General features: G+C 65.7%; 16 protein-coding genes. 2 read left to right on the plus strand and 14 right to left on the minus strand.

Translation table 11 applies throughout. The features are described 5' to 3' along the window. The first annotated feature begins 11 nt into the window (after positions 1-11). Entirely contained in the window at positions 12-1,121 is a 1,110-nt protein-coding gene (locus tag GNH96_RS08845) for a fatty acid desaturase (protein ID WP_169603338.1), read from the plus strand. A 221-nt stretch (positions 1,122-1,342) separates the two neighbouring features. Here GNH96_RS08845 and GNH96_RS08850 read toward each other — a convergent pair whose 3' ends face one another. From GNH96_RS08850 to GNH96_RS08870, 5 genes are all read right to left on the minus strand, one after another. Continuing rightward, on the minus strand, positions 1,343-1,750 hold the full coding sequence (locus tag GNH96_RS08850; RefSeq protein ID WP_169603339.1) for a VanZ family protein: 408 nt from the start codon (positions 1,748-1,750) through the stop codon (positions 1,343-1,345). Between the two features lie 114 nt (positions 1,751-1,864). Continuing rightward, positions 1,865-3,085 carry a ribonucleotide-diphosphate reductase subunit beta gene (locus tag GNH96_RS08855; RefSeq protein WP_169603340.1) on the minus strand — a complete coding sequence of 407 codons (1,221 nt, stop codon included), beginning with the start codon at positions 3,083-3,085 and terminating at the stop codon, positions 1,865-1,867. A gap of 52 nt (positions 3,086-3,137) precedes the next feature. Continuing rightward, complete coding sequence (locus tag GNH96_RS08860; RefSeq protein WP_169603341.1) at positions 3,138-3,692, minus strand: cytochrome b; 555 nt, start codon at positions 3,690-3,692, stop codon at positions 3,138-3,140. A 37-nt stretch (positions 3,693-3,729) separates the two neighbouring features. Continuing rightward, on the minus strand, positions 3,730-4,149 hold the full coding sequence (locus GNH96_RS08865) for a hypothetical protein (protein ID WP_169603342.1): 420 nt from the start codon (positions 4,147-4,149) through the stop codon (positions 3,730-3,732). Positions 4,150-4,259: 110 nt separating this feature from the next. Next, entirely contained in the window at positions 4,260-7,169 is a 2,910-nt protein-coding gene (locus GNH96_RS08870) for a ribonucleoside-diphosphate reductase subunit alpha (protein WP_169603343.1), read from the minus strand. Positions 7,170-7,377: 208 nt separating this feature from the next. Here GNH96_RS08870 and GNH96_RS08875 point away from each other — a divergent pair, with 208 nt between their 5' ends. Further along, entirely contained in the window at positions 7,378-8,598 is a 1,221-nt protein-coding gene (locus GNH96_RS08875; RefSeq protein ID WP_169603344.1) for a toxic anion resistance protein, read from the plus strand. On the opposite strand, the gene GNH96_RS08880 is transcribed toward GNH96_RS08875, so the two are convergent. The 9 genes from GNH96_RS08880 to GNH96_RS08920 all read right to left on the minus strand — a co-directional run bounded on the left by GNH96_RS08880 (position 8,599) and on the right by GNH96_RS08920 (position 19,289). After that, on the minus strand, positions 8,599-10,929 hold the full coding sequence (locus GNH96_RS08880) for a mechanosensitive ion channel domain-containing protein (RefSeq protein ID WP_228719779.1): 2,331 nt from the start codon (positions 10,927-10,929) through the stop codon (positions 8,599-8,601). Next, positions 10,929-11,981 carry a PspC domain-containing protein gene (locus GNH96_RS08885; RefSeq protein WP_169603346.1) on the minus strand — a complete coding sequence of 351 codons (1,053 nt, stop codon included), beginning with the start codon at positions 11,979-11,981 and terminating at the stop codon, positions 10,929-10,931. Before GNH96_RS08885 ends, GNH96_RS08880 begins: the two co-directional genes overlap by 1 nt. A gap of 79 nt (positions 11,982-12,060) precedes the next feature. Then, positions 12,061-14,319, minus strand: coding sequence for a carbamoyltransferase HypF (gene hypF / locus GNH96_RS08890; protein WP_169603347.1), 2,259 nt, complete (start codon positions 14,317-14,319; stop codon positions 12,061-12,063). A 9-nt stretch (positions 14,320-14,328) separates the two neighbouring features. Beyond that, complete coding sequence (gene hypD / locus GNH96_RS08895; RefSeq protein ID WP_169603348.1) at positions 14,329-15,429, minus strand: hydrogenase formation protein HypD; 1,101 nt, start codon at positions 15,427-15,429, stop codon at positions 14,329-14,331. A gap of 12 nt (positions 15,430-15,441) precedes the next feature. Beyond that, a complete protein-coding gene (gene hypB / locus GNH96_RS08900; RefSeq protein WP_169603349.1) occupies positions 15,442-16,281 on the minus strand; it encodes a hydrogenase nickel incorporation protein HypB in 840 nt (279 codons plus the stop codon). A gap of 35 nt (positions 16,282-16,316) precedes the next feature. Further along, on the minus strand, positions 16,317-16,670 hold the full coding sequence (gene hypA / locus GNH96_RS08905) for a hydrogenase maturation nickel metallochaperone HypA (protein WP_169603350.1): 354 nt from the start codon (positions 16,668-16,670) through the stop codon (positions 16,317-16,319). Next, the gene (locus tag GNH96_RS08910; RefSeq protein WP_169603351.1) at positions 16,663-16,899 is read right to left on the minus strand and encodes a HypC/HybG/HupF family hydrogenase formation chaperone; all 237 of its coding nucleotides are present in this window, start codon (positions 16,897-16,899) and stop codon (positions 16,663-16,665) included. The genes hypA and GNH96_RS08910 overlap by 8 nt, the downstream gene beginning before the upstream one ends. Positions 16,900-17,011: 112 nt before the next feature. After that, the gene (locus tag GNH96_RS08915; protein ID WP_169603352.1) at positions 17,012-18,484 is read right to left on the minus strand and encodes a DegQ family serine endoprotease; all 1,473 of its coding nucleotides are present in this window, start codon (positions 18,482-18,484) and stop codon (positions 17,012-17,014) included. Positions 18,485-18,641: 157 nt separating this feature from the next. Continuing rightward, on the minus strand, positions 18,642-19,289 hold the full coding sequence (locus GNH96_RS08920) for a CerR family C-terminal domain-containing protein (RefSeq protein WP_169603353.1): 648 nt from the start codon (positions 19,287-19,289) through the stop codon (positions 18,642-18,644). Between the last annotated feature and the right edge of the window lie 17 nt (positions 19,290-19,306).

The raw sequence follows: 19,306 nt of genomic DNA on the forward strand, positions 1-19,306 counted from the left end.
CCGCAAAGCCCATGAGCATTCTATCGAAAACCCGATCGGTGGCCATTTGGCCGCTGCCGTGGTGGACCGGCTACGGACTCAGCCTGGTGTTTCCTCTGGCCGTCCTCGGCTTTCTCGCCACCGGTCCGCACCGGCCGGCGGCTGCGCTGCTCTGGACCCTGCCCATGCTGGGCCTTCTGCTGGCCGAGTATCTCGGGCCGGCGGAAACCCGCGTGGTGCAAGGAGATGCGCCGCATCTTTTCTTCGACGGCATCCTCTATTTGCTGGCCGGACTGCAGGTGCTGAATCTGATCCTGCTCGGCCGGCTGGTGTCGCAACTCGGCTGGACTGGATTTTCCGAAATCGTGGCGAGCCTGGCCGATTTGTTCGCGATACGGGCGATGGTCTCCGCCGATTTCGTCTGCGCGGGCATCTGTCCGGCCCATGAGCTGATGCATCGGCGCTCCCGTGTGCAACGAAGGCTGGGACGGCTGCTGCTCGCCTCGCTCGGCTACGACCATTTCTACGTCGCGCACAAGCTGGGACATCATGCCCGGCTGGGAACGGCCGACGACCCCTCGACTGCGCACAGAGGGGAGAGCTTCGAGGATTTCTATCGGCGCGGGCTGCGCCAGCAATGGCGCATCGCCTGGTCGGACCGGCGGGGGGCGGCGGTGGCGGGGCTGGTGTTCGAACTGGCATGGCTGGCGCTCTACGCCGCGCTGTTCGGCTTGCTGGCGGCGTTGGTGCTGCTGCATCAGGCGCGAGGCGCGGTACGGACCCTGGAATCGGTGAATTATTTCCAGCACTACGGCCTGACCGAAGATTCCGGCCAGAGCGGGGCGATCGCATGGCGCAATGATTCGGCCCTCAGCCTGTTCATGTTTCTCGGGCTCAGCCGCCATGCCGATCACCATCTTCGGCCCGGAGTGAGTTATGCGGAGTTGCGGACGACGCCGGAAGGACCGCGGATGCCTTACGGCTACATGGGCATGGCGCTGTGGGTGCAGCGCCGGAACGACAGCTACCGTCGATGGGCCGAAGCGCACCTTGAACGGGTCACTGCTTCAGGGAGCGCTTTGTCGACGCGGCGCACACCCGGGGTCAGGTCATCGGAAACGGGTCTCGTGGAGACGTCGTGAGAGACGCCTGACGGATTCAGTCCCCCTCGGTTTCCGGGATTTTGCCACTGACGTCCCATTCGATGGGGTGGGCGTCATCCTCGCTCTTGCCGAGTTTGTTGCCTGGCAGGTGTTCTGGCTGCAAGGCCCTTCGGGACTTTTCGACAGGGTTGCCGCCCCGATCGGTTGGGGTGCGCTGCTGGCGCTGTTTCGCTACGACCCGGCGATGTCCAGAGACTGGCCTAACAGCTCGATCCGCAGGACCGGGAAAGCAGATCATCAAACTTTTGTAGGCTCTTGATGAGTGGAGTGAAAGCAAGACTTAAGCCTATGGACACACCGGTCCCGTTGGCCAGTATATCGAAGGGGTCGGTCGTCCTGATGCCGGTGAAACCCTGCAGCAGCTCAAGTAGGGTTCCCAGCGCGACGAAGAAAGCCGGCCAGCGCCAGTGGCGGGAATAACTCAGGCAAAACCAGAAGGTCAGGACCGCGTAGGCGAGGAAATGCTGGGCCTTGTCCCAACCCAGTAGGGATGGCGCCTTGGGCAACTGCGGAACGAGGGATAGAACGACGACCGCGGCGACCATGGCCCAGCCGATGCCTCGCCATAGGGCGGCGTAGCGGTAGGGGTTCGGCGTCGAATCATTCATGCCCGCTCCCTCGATCAGGCGAAAAAAGCCGCCGGATCCCCTGCGCGAGCCAGACGGGGGAGAAAGTCTCGCGCATCGTCGGAAACCACGGCGGCCGCGTTGCTCATTGCCCGTTCAGTCCCAGCTCAGGGCGCCGCCGGTCTGGTACTCGGTGACCCGGGTTTCGAAGAAGTTTTTCTCCTTCTTGAGGTCCAGCACTTCGCTCATCCACGGGAACGGATTCGACACGCCGGGATATTGCTCGGGCAGGCCGATCTGGGCGCAGCGGCGGTTGGCGATGAACTCGAGGTATTCCTTGAACATCGGTGCGTTGAGGCCCAGGATGCCGCGCGGCATGGTGTCGTAGGCGTACTGGGTTTCGATCTCCACGGCTTCGCGGATCATCCGGATCATCTCTCCCTTGAAGCCTTCCGACCACAGGTGCGGGTTTTCGACCTTGATCTGGTTGATGACGTCGATGCCGAAGTTCATGTGCATGGACTCGTCGCGCATGATGTATTGGAACTGTTCGGCGGTGCCGGTCATCTTGTTGCGGCGGCCCATGGACAGGATCTGGGTGAAGCCGACGTAGAAGAAGATGCCTTCGAAGATCACGTAGAAGGCGATCAGCTCGCGCAGCAGGCGCTGGTCGTTCTCCACCGTGCCGGTCTTGAAATGGGGATCGGACAGGTACTGGGTGAAGGGCAGGGCCCACTCGGCCTTGCGCGCCACCGCCGGCAGCTCCCGGTACATGTTGAACACCTCGCCCTCGTCCAGCCCCAGCGACTCCACCACGTACTGGTAGGCATGGGTGTGCAGCGCCTCTTCGAAGGCTTGGCGCAGCAGGTACTGACGGCATTCCGGATTGGTGATGTGACGGTACACGGCCAGCACCAGATTGTTCGCCACCAGCGAATCGGCGGTGGAGAAGAAGCCGAGGTTGCGCTTGATGATGGTGCGCTCGTCTTCGGTCAATCCGTCGGCGCTCTTCCACAGGGCGATGTCGGCGTTCATGTTGATTTCCTGCGGCATCCAGTGGTTGGCGCAGGCGTCCAGGTACTTCTGCCAGGCCCAGTGGTACTTGAAGGGCACCAGCTGGTTGAGGTCGGCCCGGCAGTTGATGATCTTCTTGTCGTCCACCTGGATGCGGCGGGCGCCCATCTCGATGTTTTCCAGGCCGGTGGCGCCGGCGGCGGCATCGGGTAGCGCGACACTGTCGAGCGATGGTTCCGAAGCCGGGGCGGCCGGCATCGGGGCGGGTTCGGCGGCGGATTCGAAATCCAGGGTGAAGGCGGCCTTGGCCGCCGGAGTCGGCCTGGTCGTCAAGCCGGCCAAGGGATCGTCCCAATTCAGCATGGTATTTGCTCTCTCAAAGTCGTATCGGTGTCGCTCGAGGAAACGACGCGGATCAGTCGGCCGCCGGACGGTGACCCGGCAGGATTCGTTTCAGGATGCCGTTCCGGTCGACATGGTGATGCTTGATCGCCATCGCGACGTGGCCGAGCACCAGGATGGCCAGGCCCCAGCCAAGCATCGAATGGACATCGACGAAGAATTCCGCCAGGGACTCGTTCTTTTCGACCAGGGCCGGCAGGGTGATCAGTCCGATCAGCTTGACCGGATAGCCGGACGCGGAGCTGACCGCCCACCCGCTCAGGGGCTGGGCGATCATCAGCCCGTACAAGGTCCAGTGCACCGAATGCGCCGCCTGCCTCAGGCCGGGCGACATGCCGTCCGGAAACTGCGGTGGCGGATTGAGCAGCCGCCAGGCCAGCCGGACGGTTATCAGGGCCAGCACCGCCGTGCCGAAACCCTTATGCCAGGCCATGATCAGGGCTTTTTCCGGCCCTTTGGGCAGATCGGCCACATAGAGGCCGATGAACCAGGCGAGCACGATGAGCACGGCCATGATCCAATGCAGCCATTTGGCGGTATTCGTGTATTCGTCGCGAGTCGCGTTCATGCGGGTGCTTCCCGATCGGCAGGTCGCGGCGACGGGCTCAGTGGCCGGTGTCGTGCTTGCCGTTGGCCGCGCCGGCAGCCCGGGACGGCGCATCCGCACCCCGGTCCACGCTGACGTTGCCGACCGGGGCGCCGTCGAGCGTCATCTCGGTGATGCCCTTGTCACGCTCGTAGCGGCAGGTCAGCACGTGGTCGCCATTGTTGCTGTAGTTCCAGGTCAGGTTCACATAGCTGTTGCCGTCGCTCTGCGACTCGCTCGGCATGTAAAGATGGGTGCCGGCCTTGGCTTCGCCGGCCTGGGTGCAGGATTCCCGCGCATAGGTGTTCAGCATGTTGCCCGACATCAGCAGCGCCTGGCCGACTTTGTCCTGTTCGGTTTCCTTGGAGAAATACACGATCCCGAAACCGATGATCATGATGCCGACGAATGCGTAGATGAGTTTGGTCAGTTCGCTCATTTGACTCTCCTTACCTCTCGTGGTTCAGTTATTTTCAGGGGGGCCTTCCGCCAGGGCCTGACGGCCTTTCCGGGCGCCAGGCCCATGATGCACAAGGATGAGCGTTTCGGCTACTGGCACGCTTCGCAAGTGGGATCGTCGATCAGGCAAGCCTTGGGCTCGGCCGGCCTCGTGTCGGCGTGAACGGCGTCCATCTGGCGCAGGCCGGGGATGGCATCGTCGATCGGATCGGTCTTGACCGCATTGAGCTTGCCGTCGAAGGCCGTGCTCTTCTCGACGTGGGTGGCGCCCAGCGAACGCAGGTAGTACGTGGTCTTGAGGCCGCGCACCCAGGCCAGTTTGTAGAGCGTGTCGAGCTTCTTGCCGGAAGGCTCGGCCAGGTACAGGTTCAGGGACTGCGCCTGGTCCAGCCATTTCTGCCGGCGCGAACCCGCCTCGATCAGCCAGCGGGCGTCGATCTCGAACGCGGTGGAGTAGAGCTGTTTCAGCGGTTCGGGGACGCGCTCGATCTTCTGCACGCTGCCGTCGTAGTACTTGAGGTCGTTGATCATGACCGCATCCCACAGTCCCAGCGCCTTGAGGTCCTGGACCAGATAGGGGTTGACCACGGTGAACTCGCCCGACAGGTTCGACTTGACGAACAGGTTCTGGTACGTCGGCTCGATGGACTGCGAGACGCCGCAGATGTTCGAGATGGTCGCGGTGGGCGCGATCGCCATGGTGTTGCTGTTGCGCATGCCGACCGTGCGCACCCGTTCGCGCAGGGCATCCCAGTCCAGCGTCCAGCTCCGGTCCATCTGCAGATAGCCGCCGCGTCCCTCTTCCAGCAGGGCGATGGAGTCGATCGGCAGGATGCCCCGGCTCCACAGCGAGCCGTCGAAGGTGCTGTAGCGGCCCCGTTCCTCGGCCAGGTCGCAGGAAGCCTGGATCGCGTAGTAGCTGACCGCTTCCATGCTGAGATCGGCGAATGCGACCGCCTCCTGCGAGGCATAGGGTAGCCGCAGCTGGTACAGGGCATCCTGGAAGCCCATGATCCCCAAGCCCACCGGGCGGTGACGCAGGTTGGAGCGGCGCGCCTGCGGCACGCTGTAATAGTTGATGTCGATGACGTTGTCCAGCATGCGCATGCCGGTGGCGATGGTCTTCTGGAGCTTCACGGTGTCCAGCGCGCCGTCCGGCGTGATGTGCGCCGCCAGGTTCACCGAGCCCAGATTGCACACGGCGATTTCGCCGTCGTTGGTGTGCAGGGTGATTTCGGTGCAGAGGTTGGATGAATGCACCACGCCCGCGTGCTGGTTCGTGTAGCGCAGGTTGCACGGGTCTTTGAAGGCCAGCCAGGGGTGGCCGGTCTCGAACAGCATGGACAGCATCTTGCGCCACAACTGGCTGGCGGGCAGGCGCTTGTACAGCTTGAGTTCGCCGCGGTCGGCCTTGGCTTCGTAGTCCAGATAGCGCTGCTCGAAGGCGAGTCCCGTCAGGTCGTGCAGGTCGGGGGTGTCGTTCGGTGAGAACAGGGTCCAATCCTTGTCTTCCGCCACCCGCTTCATGAACAGGTCCGGCACCCAGTTGGCGGTGTTCATGTCGTGGGTACGGCGGCGGTCGTCGCCGGTGTTCTTGCGCAGGTCGAGGAATTCCTCGATGTCGATGTGCCAGGTTTCAAGATAGGCGCAGACCGCGCCTTTGCGTTTGCCGCCCTGGTTCACGGCGACGGCCGTGTCGTTGGCGACCTTGAGGAAGGGCACCACGCCCTGGGATTTGCCATTGGTGCCCTTGATGTGGGCGCCCATGCCGCGCACCCGGGACCAGTCGTTGCCGAGGCCGCCGGCGAACTTGGAGAGCAGGGCGTTGTCCTTGATGGCGCTGTAGATGCCGTCCAGATCGTCCGGCACCGTGGTCAGGTAGCAGGACGAAAGCTGCGGCCGCAGTGTACCGGCGTTGAACAGGGTTGGCGTCGAGGACATGAAGTCGAAGGACGACAGGAGGTCATAGAACTCGATCGCGCGATCTTCCCGGTCGATCTCCTGGATGGCCAGCCCCATGGCCACGCGCATGAAGAAAGCCTGCGGCAGCTCGAAGCGGATGTCGCCGCTGTGGATGAAATAGCGGTCGTACAAGGTCTGGAGACCCAAATAGTTGAACTGCAGGTCGCGCTCCGGCTTGAGCGCCTGCCCTAACCGCTGCAGGTCGAAACGGGTCAGCTCCGGCGACAGCAGCTCCAACTCGGCGCCGCGTTTGATGTAGTCCTTGAAATAGTCGCCGTAGCGCTGGCTCATCTCGTCCTGGGTGGCGGAGACGGCGCCGTGGCCGAGGAAACTCAGGGCTTCCCGGCGCAGCGCGTCCAGCAGCAAGCGGGCGGAGACGTAGGAGTAGTTCGATTCCTGCTCGATGCGGGTGCGGGCGGTCATCACCAGGGTCGGCGCCACGTCCTTCTCGGGTACGCCGTCGAACAGGTTGCGGCGGGTTTCCTCGATGATCCATTGCGGCTCGACGTCGGCCAGGCCGCGGCAGGCTTCCTCCACGACGCGCTGGAGGCGGGCGGTGTCCAGCGGTTTGCGGCTGCCGTCTTCCAGGGTGACGTGAATAACGTCATCTTCGCGGGCCTGAGTTTTTTCCTCGCGGCTCTTTTCGGCGCGCAGGCGAGCGCGCTCCTCGCGGTAGAGCACGTAGGCGCGGGCCACTTTCTGGTGGCCGGAACGCATCAGGCCGAGCTCGACCTGATCCTGGATGTCCTCGATGTGGATGGTGCCGCCGCCCGGCAGGCGCCGCAGCAGCGCCTTGACCACCTGGTCGGTCAAGGCGTCCACGCTCTCGTGAATGCGCCGGCTCGCCGCCGCGTTGCCGCCTTCCACTGCGAGGAAGGCCTTGGTGATGGCGACGCTGATCTTGGCGGCGTCGAAGGCCGTGACTTTGCCGTTGCGGCGGATGACCCGGACTTCGCCCGGAGACAGGCTGCGGAGTTCGGCGGGCGCGGCGTCGAGTGCGGTATCGGGGAGGGGGCGCGCAGCGTTTGGGTTGGACATGGATAGGACCTCCTGGGGTTGTGGTCGCGAGTGCAAACACTATAGACGGTGTTTTTTGATGACGTCAAGCACATTATCTTGTGCCAAAGCGGTGGACGAGGTGTGGATAGCCTGTGGAAAACCGGCGCCAGGCCGCGCCGGTTCGCAAGTCGGTGCGGCCCGGTGATACAGTTACGCCTCCTGAATTTTTCCCCGCGATGGAGTCCCGATGAGCGCCAATTCCGAGCTGACGCCCCCCGAATTTCTCAGTCCGCCGCAGCCGGTCCAGCCGGTCGACGAGGCGCAGGCGGCCGGCATGGTCCGGCTCGAAGCCGAGACCCTGGCGAAGCTGGACGTGAAGATCGAGGATTTCATCGCCGCGGTGATCGACCATCCGCTGCAGAGCGAGGAATTCAAGGCCAGGCTGGCCGGGGCGCATACCCTGGGGAACGAGGAAATCCGGGCGGCCGCCCGCATTTCCAACCGCTTGCTGGAAAAACCCATGCGGGCCATGAGCGCCGGAGTGTTCGACAGCGGCTCGGACATTTCCCGCGCCCTGCTGGACCTGCGCGCCAAGGTGGAAGAGCTGGACCCCTCGCGCCAGGGCAATCTGCTGGAGCCGCGCAAGCTGCTGGGGCTGATCCCGATGGGCAGCCGCATCCACGACTATTTCCGCCGGTACGAATCGGCCCAGGCCCACATCAACGGCATCATCCAGGCCCTCTACGGCGGCCAGGACGAGCTGCGCAAGGACAATGCCGCGATCGAGGAGGAGAAGCTCCAGGCCTGGAAGATCATGGAGAAGCTGGAACAGTACGCCTATGTCGGCAAGAAGATCGATGCCGCGCTGGAACGGAAGCTGGCCGAGATCGAGGCGCAGGACCCGGAAAAGGCCCGCGTGGTCCGAGAGGAGCTGCAGTTCTACGTGCGCCAGAAGGTGCAGGACATCCTCACCCAGCTCGCCGTGACCATCCAGGGCTATCTCGCGATGGACATGATCCGCAAGAACAACCTGGAACTCATCAAGGGGGTGGAACGGGCGACCACGACCACCCTCTCGGCGCTGCGCACCGCGGTCATCGTCGCCCAGGCCCTGGCCAACCAGAAACTGGTGCTGGACCAGGTCGGGGCCCTGCGCGCCACGACCGGCAACCTGATCGAATCCACCTCGGCCATGCTCAAGCAGCAGGCCGGCCGGGTGCATGAGCAGGCCGGCGGCACCGCCGTCGACCTGAAACAGCTCCAGGCCGCGTTCCAGAACATCTACGAGACCATGGACAGGGTTGCCGGCTACAAGCTCCAGGCCCTGGACAACCTGCGGCAGACGGTGGACGCCCTGACCCAGGCGGTCGCCAAGTCGAAGACCTATCTGGACCGCGCGCGGGAGGAAACGGTGGCGGAAGTGGCGGGTGCCCTTCCCGCCGCGAAGGAAGACGAGATCGTTCTGTAGTCAGGTCCGGCGCGGCACCATCTCCACCTGCAGGGGACGGACGGTATCGAGATGGACGTCGCGCTGCGGGAAGGCCAGCGCGATGCCTTCCTCGAAGAAGCGTTTCTCGATCATGAAGCGCAGGTCGCTGGCAACCTGGTAGGCGCTCATGGCGGGGTGCATTTCCAGCCAGTAATAGATGCCGAAGATCAGCGCGCTCTCGCCGAAATCCTCGAACCAGACGAACGGCGCCGGGTCGTCGAGAATCAGGCCGTGGCGGCTTGCGCATTCGAGCAGGATGTTGGAGACCCGACGCGAGGGCGAGCCGTAGGCGACGCCGACCTTGAACGAACGCCGAAGCTTCGGCGTGGTATAGGTCCAGTTGGTGACCTTGTTTTCGAGGAAGGTCGAATTCGGGATCATCGTTTCCACGCCGTCGAAGCCGCGCACCGTGGACGAACGAACGTCGACGTCGGTCACCGTGCCGACGATGCCGTCCACTTCCACGATGTCGCCGACCTTGATCTTGTGTTCGAACAGGATCAGGGCGCCGCTCATGAAATTTTTCAGCAGGGTCTGGGTGCCGAAGCCCATGCCGATGGCGAGAGCGCCGCCGAGGAAGGCGAAGGCGGTGAGCGGGATGCTCATGAAGTCGAGGACGATCAGCAGCAGGACCAGGATGAAAACGGCGCGCAACCAGCGGCGGAACAAATTGGCCTGGGGCGGATCGATGCCGAAACGCGAGATCAGGGCGCGCTTGACCCGCTGGGTGACCACCCCGGACAGCCAATAGCCGAGCAGGAACAGCAGCACCGCGCCGACGCTCTTGCCGAAAGTCACGCTGCGGCTGATGGCAACCGGCTTGCCTTCGATTTCGATGCTGTCGTCGACGGCGAACAGCTCAAATTGCCAGATCGATTTGCCGATGCCGCTGACGGTGGCGAGAAGTTCGCCCAGCCGCTGTTCCATGCCAAGGGTGCTGAGCTGAACCTTGTGTTCGTCCCGCCAGCGCCGGAGCATGCGTTCGGTCCGGTCCACGAAGAGCCGCAATTTTTGGTTGGCTTCCTGGCGGGCGCGGTATGCGTCGGCCGCCGATTGTTCGTAGCCCCGCACCCCGTCGGTGTTGCCTTGCAACTTGGCCAATCGCGCGGCTTGGGCGCGTTCCTCGGCGTACGCCAGATCCGATTCGCCGGCGAGGTAGGGCAATACAGGCTGCAGCCGTTCGATGCTCTGGCCGATGAGGTCGAGCGCCCGGCGCCGGGCTTCCGGGTCGGCGCCGGTCACCAGGATATAGCGCTGGTTCCAGAGGTCGGACAAATAGCGGTTGATCGCCCCCGTCGTGTTCACGGCATAGCTGCGGAACCGAAGGGTTTGCAGCCAGGCGTCGGCCGCTCTCAGGCGCGCCGCAAGCGCATCGAGGTCCGGCGTTGGCTTGGCCACGTCCGCACCGGCCTTGGCTTGCTGGAGCGCGCGTGCGGCTGCTTCGCGTTCCTTGCTCCAGCGGTCGTGGTCGGCCAGGACGCTTTGCTGCTCCCGCTCCAGGGGTTGCTGATATTGCCGCAGGCGTTCCTGCACGCTTTCCAGGTCCCGGAGGGTAAACGAGCTATGGCCCCTGGCCTTGGCGATCTGCCTCTGGAGCAACGCGGCCTCCGATTTCGAGGTCTCGAGGCGGGTCTTGGCGAGGGTGAGTTCCAGCCCGGTCCAGGCCAAGCGGTTGTCCGTCACCCGTTCGCGCAATTGGGCCAGTGCTTGGTTCGATTTCGCCTTGGCAGCGTCCTCCGGGGTTCGAGCCCGTTCGGCGGTCTCGGCGGCCAACCGCGCGGCGGCTTTTTCTTGCTTGGCATCGGCCTCGAACCGGAGGGCGTCGCGCTGGAGCTGGACCTGGGCCGATTCGAAGGCCGCGGTTTTGGTTCGGGCGGCGTCGAGCGCATCCTGCAGATCGTCCAGCAGCAGCACCGAATAGGGCGGCGGCTGATCGAAACCCGACCAGGCCGCTTCCCTGGCTTCGGCTTCATCGCGTGTCCGGATCGCCGCTTCCTGTTCCGACAGGGTCTCCAATTCGGCTTGATAGATGTAGACCAGGAGGTCGGACTGGCGGAGGGCGAGGGCCTTATCCTCGGGCGTAAATTCCCGTGCGTTTTCCTCGCCCGCCAATTGGTCGCGCAGGACGGTCGCGTCTTCCAATTTGCGCTGGATTTCCGGACGCAGCTCCGCGGGGGCCGGCATCGCGGCCGGAGACGGGGAGGCTTCCACCTGCGCATTGCTTCCCGGTACCGCGGGCATGGCCAAAGCAAGCAGCGCCAACAGCGCCAACGGCGCACCCATGCCGCCGCGCAGGCCGTGTGTCGCCATCAGGCACTCCATTCGGCCGGCGAGCGGGCGAACTTTTCCTTCAAGAACCGGGCATGCACCGCCATAGCCTGGGCGTCGTCCCGGTACAGGCCGTGCAGCATCTGGCGCAGGGACTGGTCCAGTACGTCGAGCTGCTCGTGCAGCACGGCTTGCGCTGTCTTCCCGTGCAGCAGCGGCTCGCTGCGGGCCAGATCGGCGGGCAGCGCGAGATAGTGCTCCACGGCGTCTGGCAGATACTCCAGGGCGATGCGGCGGACGTCGTAGAGCATGGGGTCGGACTCATGGGCCGTGCGCAACAGGCGGTCCAGCGCACCGAGCAGGGATTCCGCGATGCTGGCGATGCGAGCTTCCGCTTCGGGGTCGACCCGTCCGGCCACCCGGTTCCGCAACGTCTCCAGCCGGACCCGGACCGCCGCCACCGGGTCGCCGTCGAACCGTTCCCGAAGTTCGTCCAGGTTGCCGGCGGTTCGGGCGAAGCGCTCGCTATAGGTCTCCAGTGCGACCTGCCGCAGGCTCTGTCCCAGCGTATCGAGCTCCGCGACGAGTTGCTGCTCGGGCGTCCTGCCGTCGTCCAGGCGGTGGCTCGCGGCATCGTGCTCGGGAAGCTCCAGATAATGGCTCAAAAGAGCGGGCAGCTCTTCCAGCGCCGCCTTGCGCACCGCAATCAGCGCCTGTGGCTGCCGTGAGCGGGGGAGGTCGAGCTGGGGAAGCAACGACTGCACCAGGGCTTCGGTGTCGGAAAGTTTGGCCTGTAGCGCCGGATGCCTTGCCCGGGCACGGGCGCCATCGAACAGCCGCGCCAGCCGCCGCGCCTTTCTCCGCAGCCGCCAGGACAGCTCCGTCCCCCGCGCCGGCAACACCAGCCAGAGCACCAGGTAGAGCCAGAAGGTAAAGCTGAAGCTGAAGAAAATCGAGACTAGGAAGATCAGGCGGACCAGGGACACCTCCAGCCCGAAATAGCGTGCGATCCCCGCGCACACGCCGCCGATGCGGCGCCGGTCGAGGTCGCGTTCGAGGCGGGAAGGACGGGAAAGGGAAGGAGGGGTCTGCATGGAGCGCATCGAAACCATCGGGTGGCCGTAAACCGGGCAAGCATAACGCAACTCGGCCCGTGCCTGCCCCCTTCACGTCTCATTGAATTGATGGGCCGGCGTGGGCAGTTTCGACGATCTGGCCGTAGCTGATCGCGGCGTCGTTGACAGGAAGGCTGGCGGGCAGGACGACTTCGAACCCGTCGGTCCGCAGCAGGCGCGCAGCATGTTCGGCGAGAACGCGGTTCTGGAACACGCCACCGGTGAGGCCGGCCAGGTTTACGCCCGATTCGCCGCGGACCGCCCGGGCCTGGGCCAGAACGGCCTGGGCGAGGCTGGCATGGAGCAGCGCGCTGCGGTCGGCGGCCGGTCGGCTCCCGTTCATCAAAGCGGGGAGCAGGGGTGTCCAGTCGACGCGGTACAACCCGTTCTCCCGCCGCAGCGGCAGTTCGAGGAAATCCCCGGTGTCGCCGGCCAGCGCTTCCAGCCGCATGCCGGCCTGGCCTTCGTGGCTTTGATCGAGCGCGACGCCGAGCAGAGCGGCGGCGGCGTCGAACAGCCGTCCGGCAGAGGTCGTGTAGGGACTGTTGATCCCGCGTTCCCAGGCGTGCCGGAACGGGGCGGCGTCCACCGGGCAGCCGGACCATGCCAGCCCCGCTTCCCAGCAGGCCGCCAGCGCGCAGCGCCAGGGTTCGGCGCTGGCCTTTTCGCCGCCGATGAGGCGGAACGGACGCAGGCTGCCCACCCGCCGCCAGCCGCCGGGCCGACCGAGGAGGGCTTCGCCGCCCCACAGGGTGCCGTCGCCGCCGAAGCCGGTGCCGTCCCAGGCGAAGACCAGGATGGGGCCGTCCGGCGTGAACTCGCCGCAAAGCGCCGAGGCGTGGGCGTGGTGGTGGAGGACGCGGTGGACTGGCAGCCCGCAGGTCCGGGCCCAGCGGCCGGAAAAATAGTCGGGGTGGGCATCGCAGACCACCCGCTTCGGCTCGATTCCGTACAACCCGGACAGTTCCCGAATCAGTTGCTCGAAGACGTCGAGGCTGCGCGGCGCGCCGAGATTGCCGAGGTGGGGCGAGACGACCACGCGGTCTTCGACGGCCAGGGCGACGGTGTTCTTGAGATCGGCTCCGAGCGCCAGCGTTGGCACGCTGACGGGGTGCGGCAGCGCGAGCTCCAGTGGTGCTGAGCCCCGGCCGAGCCGAAAGGGCCGCATAGTCCCCGCGCTGCGCCGGTAGACCGAGTCGTCGGCGGGCCGCCGAATGGGCCGGTCGTGATGCAGGAAGGCGTCGGCGACGTGAGCCAGCCGGCGCTCGACTTCCGCGCCATCGGTCAGCACCGGCTCGCCGCTGAGGTTGGCCGAGGTGGCGACCAGCGGCGCGCCATAGTCCCCCGCCAGCAGGTGATGCAGCGGGCTATAAGGGAACATCAGGCCGATTTCGTCCAGGCCCGGCGCGATGAGGCCGGACAGGTCGCTGTCGGCGGAGCGTTTGACGATGACGATGGGCCGGAGCGGGGATGCCAGCAGATCGCGCTCTTCGGGGCTCGGCTCGGCCAGGCATGCCAGCCAGTCGAGCCCCTCGTCCTCGAACCACGGGATCAGCACCGCGAGAGGTTTGTCCGGGCGGCGCTTGCGTTCGCGCAGGCGCCCGACGGCGGCATCCGAACGGGCGTCGCAGAGGAGGTGGTAGCCGCCGATGCCCTTGACGGCGACGATCCGGCCTCGCCGCAGGGCTTCGATGCAGCCCGAGAGCGCCGGTTCGTTGCCCGGTATAGCGACGCATGCGGACGGCTCGCGAAATTCCAGCACCGGTCCGCACCGGGGACACGCCAGCGGCTGGGCGTGGTAGCGCCGGTCGTGGATGTCTTCGTACTCGCGCCGGCAGTCTTCGCACAGCGGGAAATCCGCCATCGCGGTGTTCGGGCGGTCGTAGGGCAGCCGGTCGATGAGGGTGTAGCGCGGCCCGCACTGGGTACAGTTGATGAAGGGGTAGCGGTAGCGGCGGGAGGCCGGATCGCGCATTTCGTCCAGACAATCGGGGCAGACGAAGTGGTCCGGCGGTACGTGGATGGGCGTTTCGGTCCCGGAATCGCTGTGCAGGATGTCGAACCCGGCGCAGCCCCGGAATTCGGCGGGCCGGCGAACGGCCGGCTGCGGATCGGCCAGCGGCGGGGCACGGGAGACCAGCGCCTCGATGAACCGCTCGATCGCGGCGGGCTCGCCCTCGGCGTGGATCTCGACGCTGCCGCCGCGATTCCTCACCCAGCCATCGAGGTCGAATTCGCGGGCGAGCCGGCAGACGAAGGGGCGGAACCCCACGCCCTGCACACGGCCGCGGACCTCGACGCGCTGGGCGGTCCGCATCGCGAAGCTTCAGGCGGGAGCCGCGTCCTTGCGCACGCCGGCCGCCCACCAGATGCGGCAGGCGCCTTCGTCGGAGACCATGCAGGGACCGACCGGGCTGCGGGGGGTGCAGGGCTTGCCGTAGATGCGGCACTCGTCCGGCTGAATCTTGCCGAGCACGACGCGGGCACAGTCACAGCCGGCGGGCATTTCGCCGGCGCGGCTGCGGTCCCCCGCGTTGTAGTCCGGAAAATGCAGGCGGGCGTCGTGGGCGGCGAATTCCGGCTTCAGCGCGTAGGCCGAATCCGCGATCGGCCCGATGCCGCGCCAGTTGCCGGTGGTGACGTCGAAGCCGCGGTCCAGGAATGCCCGAGCCTTCGGATTGCCCCCCGGCTTCACCGCCTCCAGATAGCAGTTAGCCAGCCGCGGCGTTTCCTCCAGCCACTGGACGATCGTCGAATGCACGGCCTGGAGCAGGCTGGCGGGGGTGAAGCCGGCGATCGCCACCGGCAAGCGGTAGTCGTCGGCGACGAAGGCCCACTCCTCCGGACCCATCACCGTGGCCACGTGGCCGGGCGCGACCAGGGCGTCCAGCACGCATTCGTCGGAATCGAGCAGCAGCTTGACCGCCGGCCAGGTCAGCCGGCCGCTGCACAGGATGTAGAGGTTGTCGGGCAGGCCTTCCGCCATCAGGGCAGCGACCGGCGCCATGGTGGTCTCGAAGCCGACCGCGAACAGTACCACCGGCTTGCCGGCCGCCTTTTCGGCGATGATCCGCGCCTCGATGGGCGACGCGATGGGCCGGATGTCGGCGCCCGCCGCCTTGGCCTGATCCAGCGAACGTACGGCCTGGCGTCCGAGATTGACCGGCACCCGCAGCATGTCACCGAAGGTGGCGACGATGGCATCGCCGTTGAGGCCGAGCTGGATGGCCTGGTAGATGTCCTCTTCCGGGCAGATGCAGACCGGGCAGCCGGGGCCCGGAATCAGGCGGATGGCCTGCGGCAGCGCGGTACGAAGTCCCGCCATGCTGATCGAGCGCTCGTGCCCGCCGCAGACGTTCATGATGCGGATCCCGTCCGGAATCGGCAGCTCCCTGATCCGCTCCAGCCAAAGCCGTGGGTCGCTCATCGCCTGGCTGCTTCAGGCCGTTTCGGGCTTGAAACGGACGTCCGGCCTGGCGAGGCCATGCAGCCTCCGGCCTTCGGACTGCACCGCCGGGCTCAGGCTGCGGTTTTCGCGCCGCAGGTTCCGGTAGTGCTCCAGCCGACGGTTCAGCCAATCCAGCCATTCCCGCATGCCTTCGCCGGTCTTGCTGGAGACGCGCAGCACCTGAGCATTCGAGGCCAGCTTGCGCAGGCAGGCTTCCGCCCGTTCCGGGGAGAATTCGTCGAGCACTGCCAGGAGATCGGTCTTGCTGATGAGCATGGCGTCGGCCGCCCGGAACATCACCGGGTATTTGGCCGGCTTGTCGTCGCCTTCGGTGACGGAAAGCAGGGTCAGGTTGAGATGGTGGCCCAGGTCGAAACTCGCGGGGCAGACCAGGTTGCCGACGTTCTCGATGAACAGGACATCGATGTTCTCCAAATCGAGCTTGGGCAATACCTTGGCGACCAGATGCGCGTCGAGATGGCAGGCCGTGCCGGTGGTGATCTGGTGCGCCTCGACGCCCAGGGCGCGGATGCGCGCCGCGTCGTTTTCGGTTTCCAGGTCGCCTTCGATGACGGCGATGCGCAACGCGCCGTCCAGCGCCTTGATGGTCGCTTCCAGCAAGGAAGTCTTGCCGGAACCGGGCGAGGACATCAGATTGATGACCAGTACGCCGTGCCGGTCGAACAGGGCCCGGTTCGCCTCGGCCTGGGCGTCGTTGTGCTGGAGCAGCTTGTTCAGAACGCTGACCGCCGTGAGCTTCCGGTGCGAGCCGTCGGCGCGCAGCAGATGGCGGTTGCCGTCGGTGATGTTGCAGCCGCAGGTGTCGCACATGGTGGGCTTACCTCATACAGTCTCGAAAAGCGGATTCAGTCTGCGGCCTGCAGCAGTTCGACCCGGGCCAGGATCATTTCGTCGCCGGTGATCAGCGCCGTGTCGGTGCCGAAGCAGGCCGGACAGCGCAGGTCGCTCGGCCCGGCCTCCGCCTCCAGGCCGCAGGCCCGGCAGCGGATGCGGGGCTCGATCCGCTCGGTGCGCAGGCGCGCATGCTCGGCGACCGTGCCCAGCCGCGCCATTTCGAAGGCGCTTTCCAGGAGGCCGGGTTCGACGCCGGAGAGCGATCCGATCCGCAGGACGATGGTGTCCACCCGCTCGGCATCGTGGCTGCGGGCGATGGCTTCGACCTGGTCGATCAGCTCCATGCAGACCGACAGCTCATGCATCGGCATCGCCCGCGGCGAGGATCTGGTCGAACAGCTCCCAGGTCGCCTCGGCATCCTCCCGGCTGATCTTCTGGATGGCGTAGCCGACATGGACCAGCACGAAGTCGCCCGGGACCATGCCTTCGTCCTGCAGCATGAACAGACTGACGTCCCGCTCGACGCCGCGCGCCGTGCAGCGCGCGGAAAAGCCGTCGAGCCGGGTGATCTGCATCGGGACGGCGAGACACATGGCCGCCTCCTAAAGCCCGCGGACCGGAGCCGCGGTCGGTTCGATTCGCAACATGGTCGGCTAGAATCCTCGGAGCCGGTTCAACTGCCCGTCAATATACACCGCTTCGGATTCAGCCTAAATCCAGCGGCACGAAAATCCTCATACCGCCGCGCTGCACCAGCAGGGCCGCATGTTTGTCCACCCGGTCCGCCAGTTCGCGCAATTCACCGGGATTGGCCACCGGATGGCCATTGAGCGCCAGTACCACGTCGCCCGGCCGGATGCCGGCGCGTTCGGCCGGCCCCGTGATCGCCTCGACCAGCACGCCGCCGCTGACGTCCGCCGCCCGCTGTTCTTCCGGCGACAGCGGGCGCACCGCCAGTCCCAGCCAGCCCTTGGCCAGGCCGTTGCTGGTCACGGCGGCCTGCTGGGTGTCCGGCATTTCGCCGAGCTGGACCGTCACCTCATCGCGCCTGCCGTTGCGCCAGATGCCCAGCTTGGCCTCGCTGCCGGGCTTGATGTCCGCGACCAGGGGAGGCAACTGGCCGGCGTTCTCGATCGGCTGGCCATTCAGGCTCAGGATGACGTCGCCCGGCTTGATACCGGCCTTGGCTGCCGGTCCGTCGTTCGGCACCGAATCGACCAGGGCGCCCGTGGGCCGTTCCAGGCCGAAGGATTCGGCCAGCGACTGGTTCAATTCCTGGATGCCGACGCCCAGCCGCCCGCGGCTGACCTTGCCGTCCGCCAGCAGCTGCTTTTCCACCTTCAGTGCCACGTCGATGGGGATGGCGAACGACAGGCCCTGGTAGCCGCCGGTGCGGCTATAGATCTGCGAATTGATGCCGATGACTTCGCCGTTCAGGTTGAACAGCGGGCCGCCGGAGTTGCCGGGATTCACCGCGACGTCGGTCTGGATGAACGGCACATAGGTCTCCTCGGGCAGGCTGCGCGATTTCGCGGAAATGATGCCGGCGGTCACGCTGTTCTCGAAGCCGAACGGCGAGCCGATCGCCACCACCCAGTCGCCGGGGCCGGACTGCGCCGGCTGTCCCAGCGGCACCACGGGCAGGTTGTCGGCCTCGATCTTGAGCACCGCGACGTCGGTCGGCTTGTCCACGCCGACGATCTTGGCCTTGTATTCACGGCGGTCGGTCAGTTTGACCGTGACTTCCTGGGCGCCGTCCACCACATGGGCATTGGTCAGGATCAGGCCGTTTGGACGGATGATGAAGCCCGAGCCCAGTCCATGCGTGGGAGCACCCTCCCCACGGGGAATCTGCGGCTGGAACCGCCGGAAAAACTCGCTGAAGGGATCGTTCGGGTCGAACGGGGGCGCATCCGGCATGTTGACTCGGGTGGTCCCGCTCACGCTGATGTTCACCACTGCCGGTCCGTTGCGCTGAACGATGGCGGCGAAATTGGGCAGGGGCAGGGCGGCGGAGGCCGCAGGCGGCATCGCCGGCTGCTGAGTCGCCTGGGCCATCGGCTGGACCTGGGACGACTTCGGGACCAGGGTGTAATCTCCGTAACGGGCATAGCCGGCGCCCAGGGCGGCAATAACGGACGCGGCAATCAAGGTGGGACGCAGAACGTTCTTTTGCATGGCAGGTTTTTCCTCACGAATCAGCGACAACTCGCTGCTTGGTGGTCACGATAGGGCAGGAAACTTAAAACTGGCTTAACCGGCGAGGCGGAGCTCGCACCAGCGGCCCGGCCGATCCATCCGCGATCGCCCCCGAGCATTTTCCGGGGGATGCGGTTCATGGCGCGGATCGCAGGTGTTTCAAAGCCGCAATCGAAAAGCGGGCGATGTGCTCGGCGGTCATTTCGATTTCTTCCGGCGTGGCGATGATCTCCGGGTAGACCCGGTCGATCAGCGAGCGGGAGTGCCGGTACATCAGGCACTGCCCGACGACGCTCAGGCCCAGCCGGTGCCTGTCTGCTTCGCTGTAGCCTGGGCCGATCAGTGCGGCGACGATCTCGTGCAGAATCGAGCAATGCGGCTTCATCGTGGTCTCGATGACCTGATCGAGTGCCGCCGTGGGATCTGCGATCTCGCGCGCGATCAGTTTTCCGTGGCGGCCGAGATGGGTCTCGTCCAATAAACGGGCCAGGAAATTGGCGATGAAATGGCGCAGCCGCGTTTCGGGCGGGAGGCCCGGATCGCTGGCCAGCGTGTCGGGATAGCGTTCGTGCGCCTCCCGGAAGGCGAAGCCCAAGACCTCGGAATAGAGCGCCTCCTTGCTGCGGAAGTAGTAATTCACGGAAGCGGTATTCACCTCCGCTCTGGCGCAGATCTCCCGCACCGTTGCGTCGCGAAATCCTTTGTCGGCAAACACGTCGAGCGCGGCTTGCAGCAGCCGTTCGCGGGTCGGGTCGTGGCAAGGCGCCTCGTTCAGTGTATTCATATGATGATTTTATTGGG

This window comes from Methylococcus geothermalis (genome assembly GCF_012769535.1).
Classification (GTDB): domain Bacteria; phylum Pseudomonadota; class Gammaproteobacteria; order Methylococcales; family Methylococcaceae; genus Methylococcus; species Methylococcus geothermalis.

Coding starts and splice junctions, on each gene's coding strand:
- GNH96_RS08885 (WP_169603346.1), bottom strand. CDS start 11,981: ATGCAGACCCCTCCTTCCCTTTCCCGTCCTTCCCGCCTCGAACGCGAC.
- hypD (WP_169603348.1), bottom strand. CDS start 15,429: ATGAGCGACCCACGGCTTTGGCTGGAGCGGATCAGGGAGCTGCCGATT.
- GNH96_RS08880 (WP_228719779.1), bottom strand. CDS start 10,929: ATGGCGACACACGGCCTGCGCGGCGGCATGGGTGCGCCGTTGGCGCTG.
- GNH96_RS08850 (WP_169603339.1), bottom strand. CDS start 1,750: ATGAATGATTCGACGCCGAACCCCTACCGCTACGCCGCCCTATGGCGA.
- GNH96_RS08870 (WP_169603343.1), bottom strand. CDS start 7,169: ATGTCCAACCCAAACGCTGCGCGCCCCCTCCCCGATACCGCACTCGAC.
- GNH96_RS08875 (WP_169603344.1), top strand. CDS start 7,378: ATGAGCGCCAATTCCGAGCTGACGCCCCCCGAATTTCTCAGTCCGCCG.
- GNH96_RS08920 (WP_169603353.1), bottom strand. CDS start 19,289: ATGAATACACTGAACGAGGCGCCTTGCCACGACCCGACCCGCGAACGG.
- hypF (WP_169603347.1), bottom strand. CDS start 14,319: ATGCGGACCGCCCAGCGCGTCGAGGTCCGCGGCCGTGTGCAGGGCGTG.
- GNH96_RS08860 (WP_169603341.1), bottom strand. CDS start 3,692: ATGAACGCGACTCGCGACGAATACACGAATACCGCCAAATGGCTGCAT.
- GNH96_RS08915 (WP_169603352.1), bottom strand. CDS start 18,484: ATGCAAAAGAACGTTCTGCGTCCCACCTTGATTGCCGCGTCCGTTATT.
- hypA (WP_169603350.1), bottom strand. CDS start 16,670: ATGCATGAGCTGTCGGTCTGCATGGAGCTGATCGACCAGGTCGAAGCC.
- hypB (WP_169603349.1), bottom strand. CDS start 16,281: ATGTGCGACACCTGCGGCTGCAACATCACCGACGGCAACCGCCATCTG.
- GNH96_RS08855 (WP_169603340.1), bottom strand. CDS start 3,085: ATGCTGAATTGGGACGATCCCTTGGCCGGCTTGACGACCAGGCCGACT.
- GNH96_RS08910 (WP_169603351.1), bottom strand. CDS start 16,899: ATGTGTCTCGCCGTCCCGATGCAGATCACCCGGCTCGACGGCTTTTCC.
- GNH96_RS08845 (WP_169603338.1), top strand. CDS start 12: ATGAGCATTCTATCGAAAACCCGATCGGTGGCCATTTGGCCGCTGCCG.
- GNH96_RS08865 (WP_169603342.1), bottom strand. CDS start 4,149: ATGAGCGAACTGACCAAACTCATCTACGCATTCGTCGGCATCATGATC.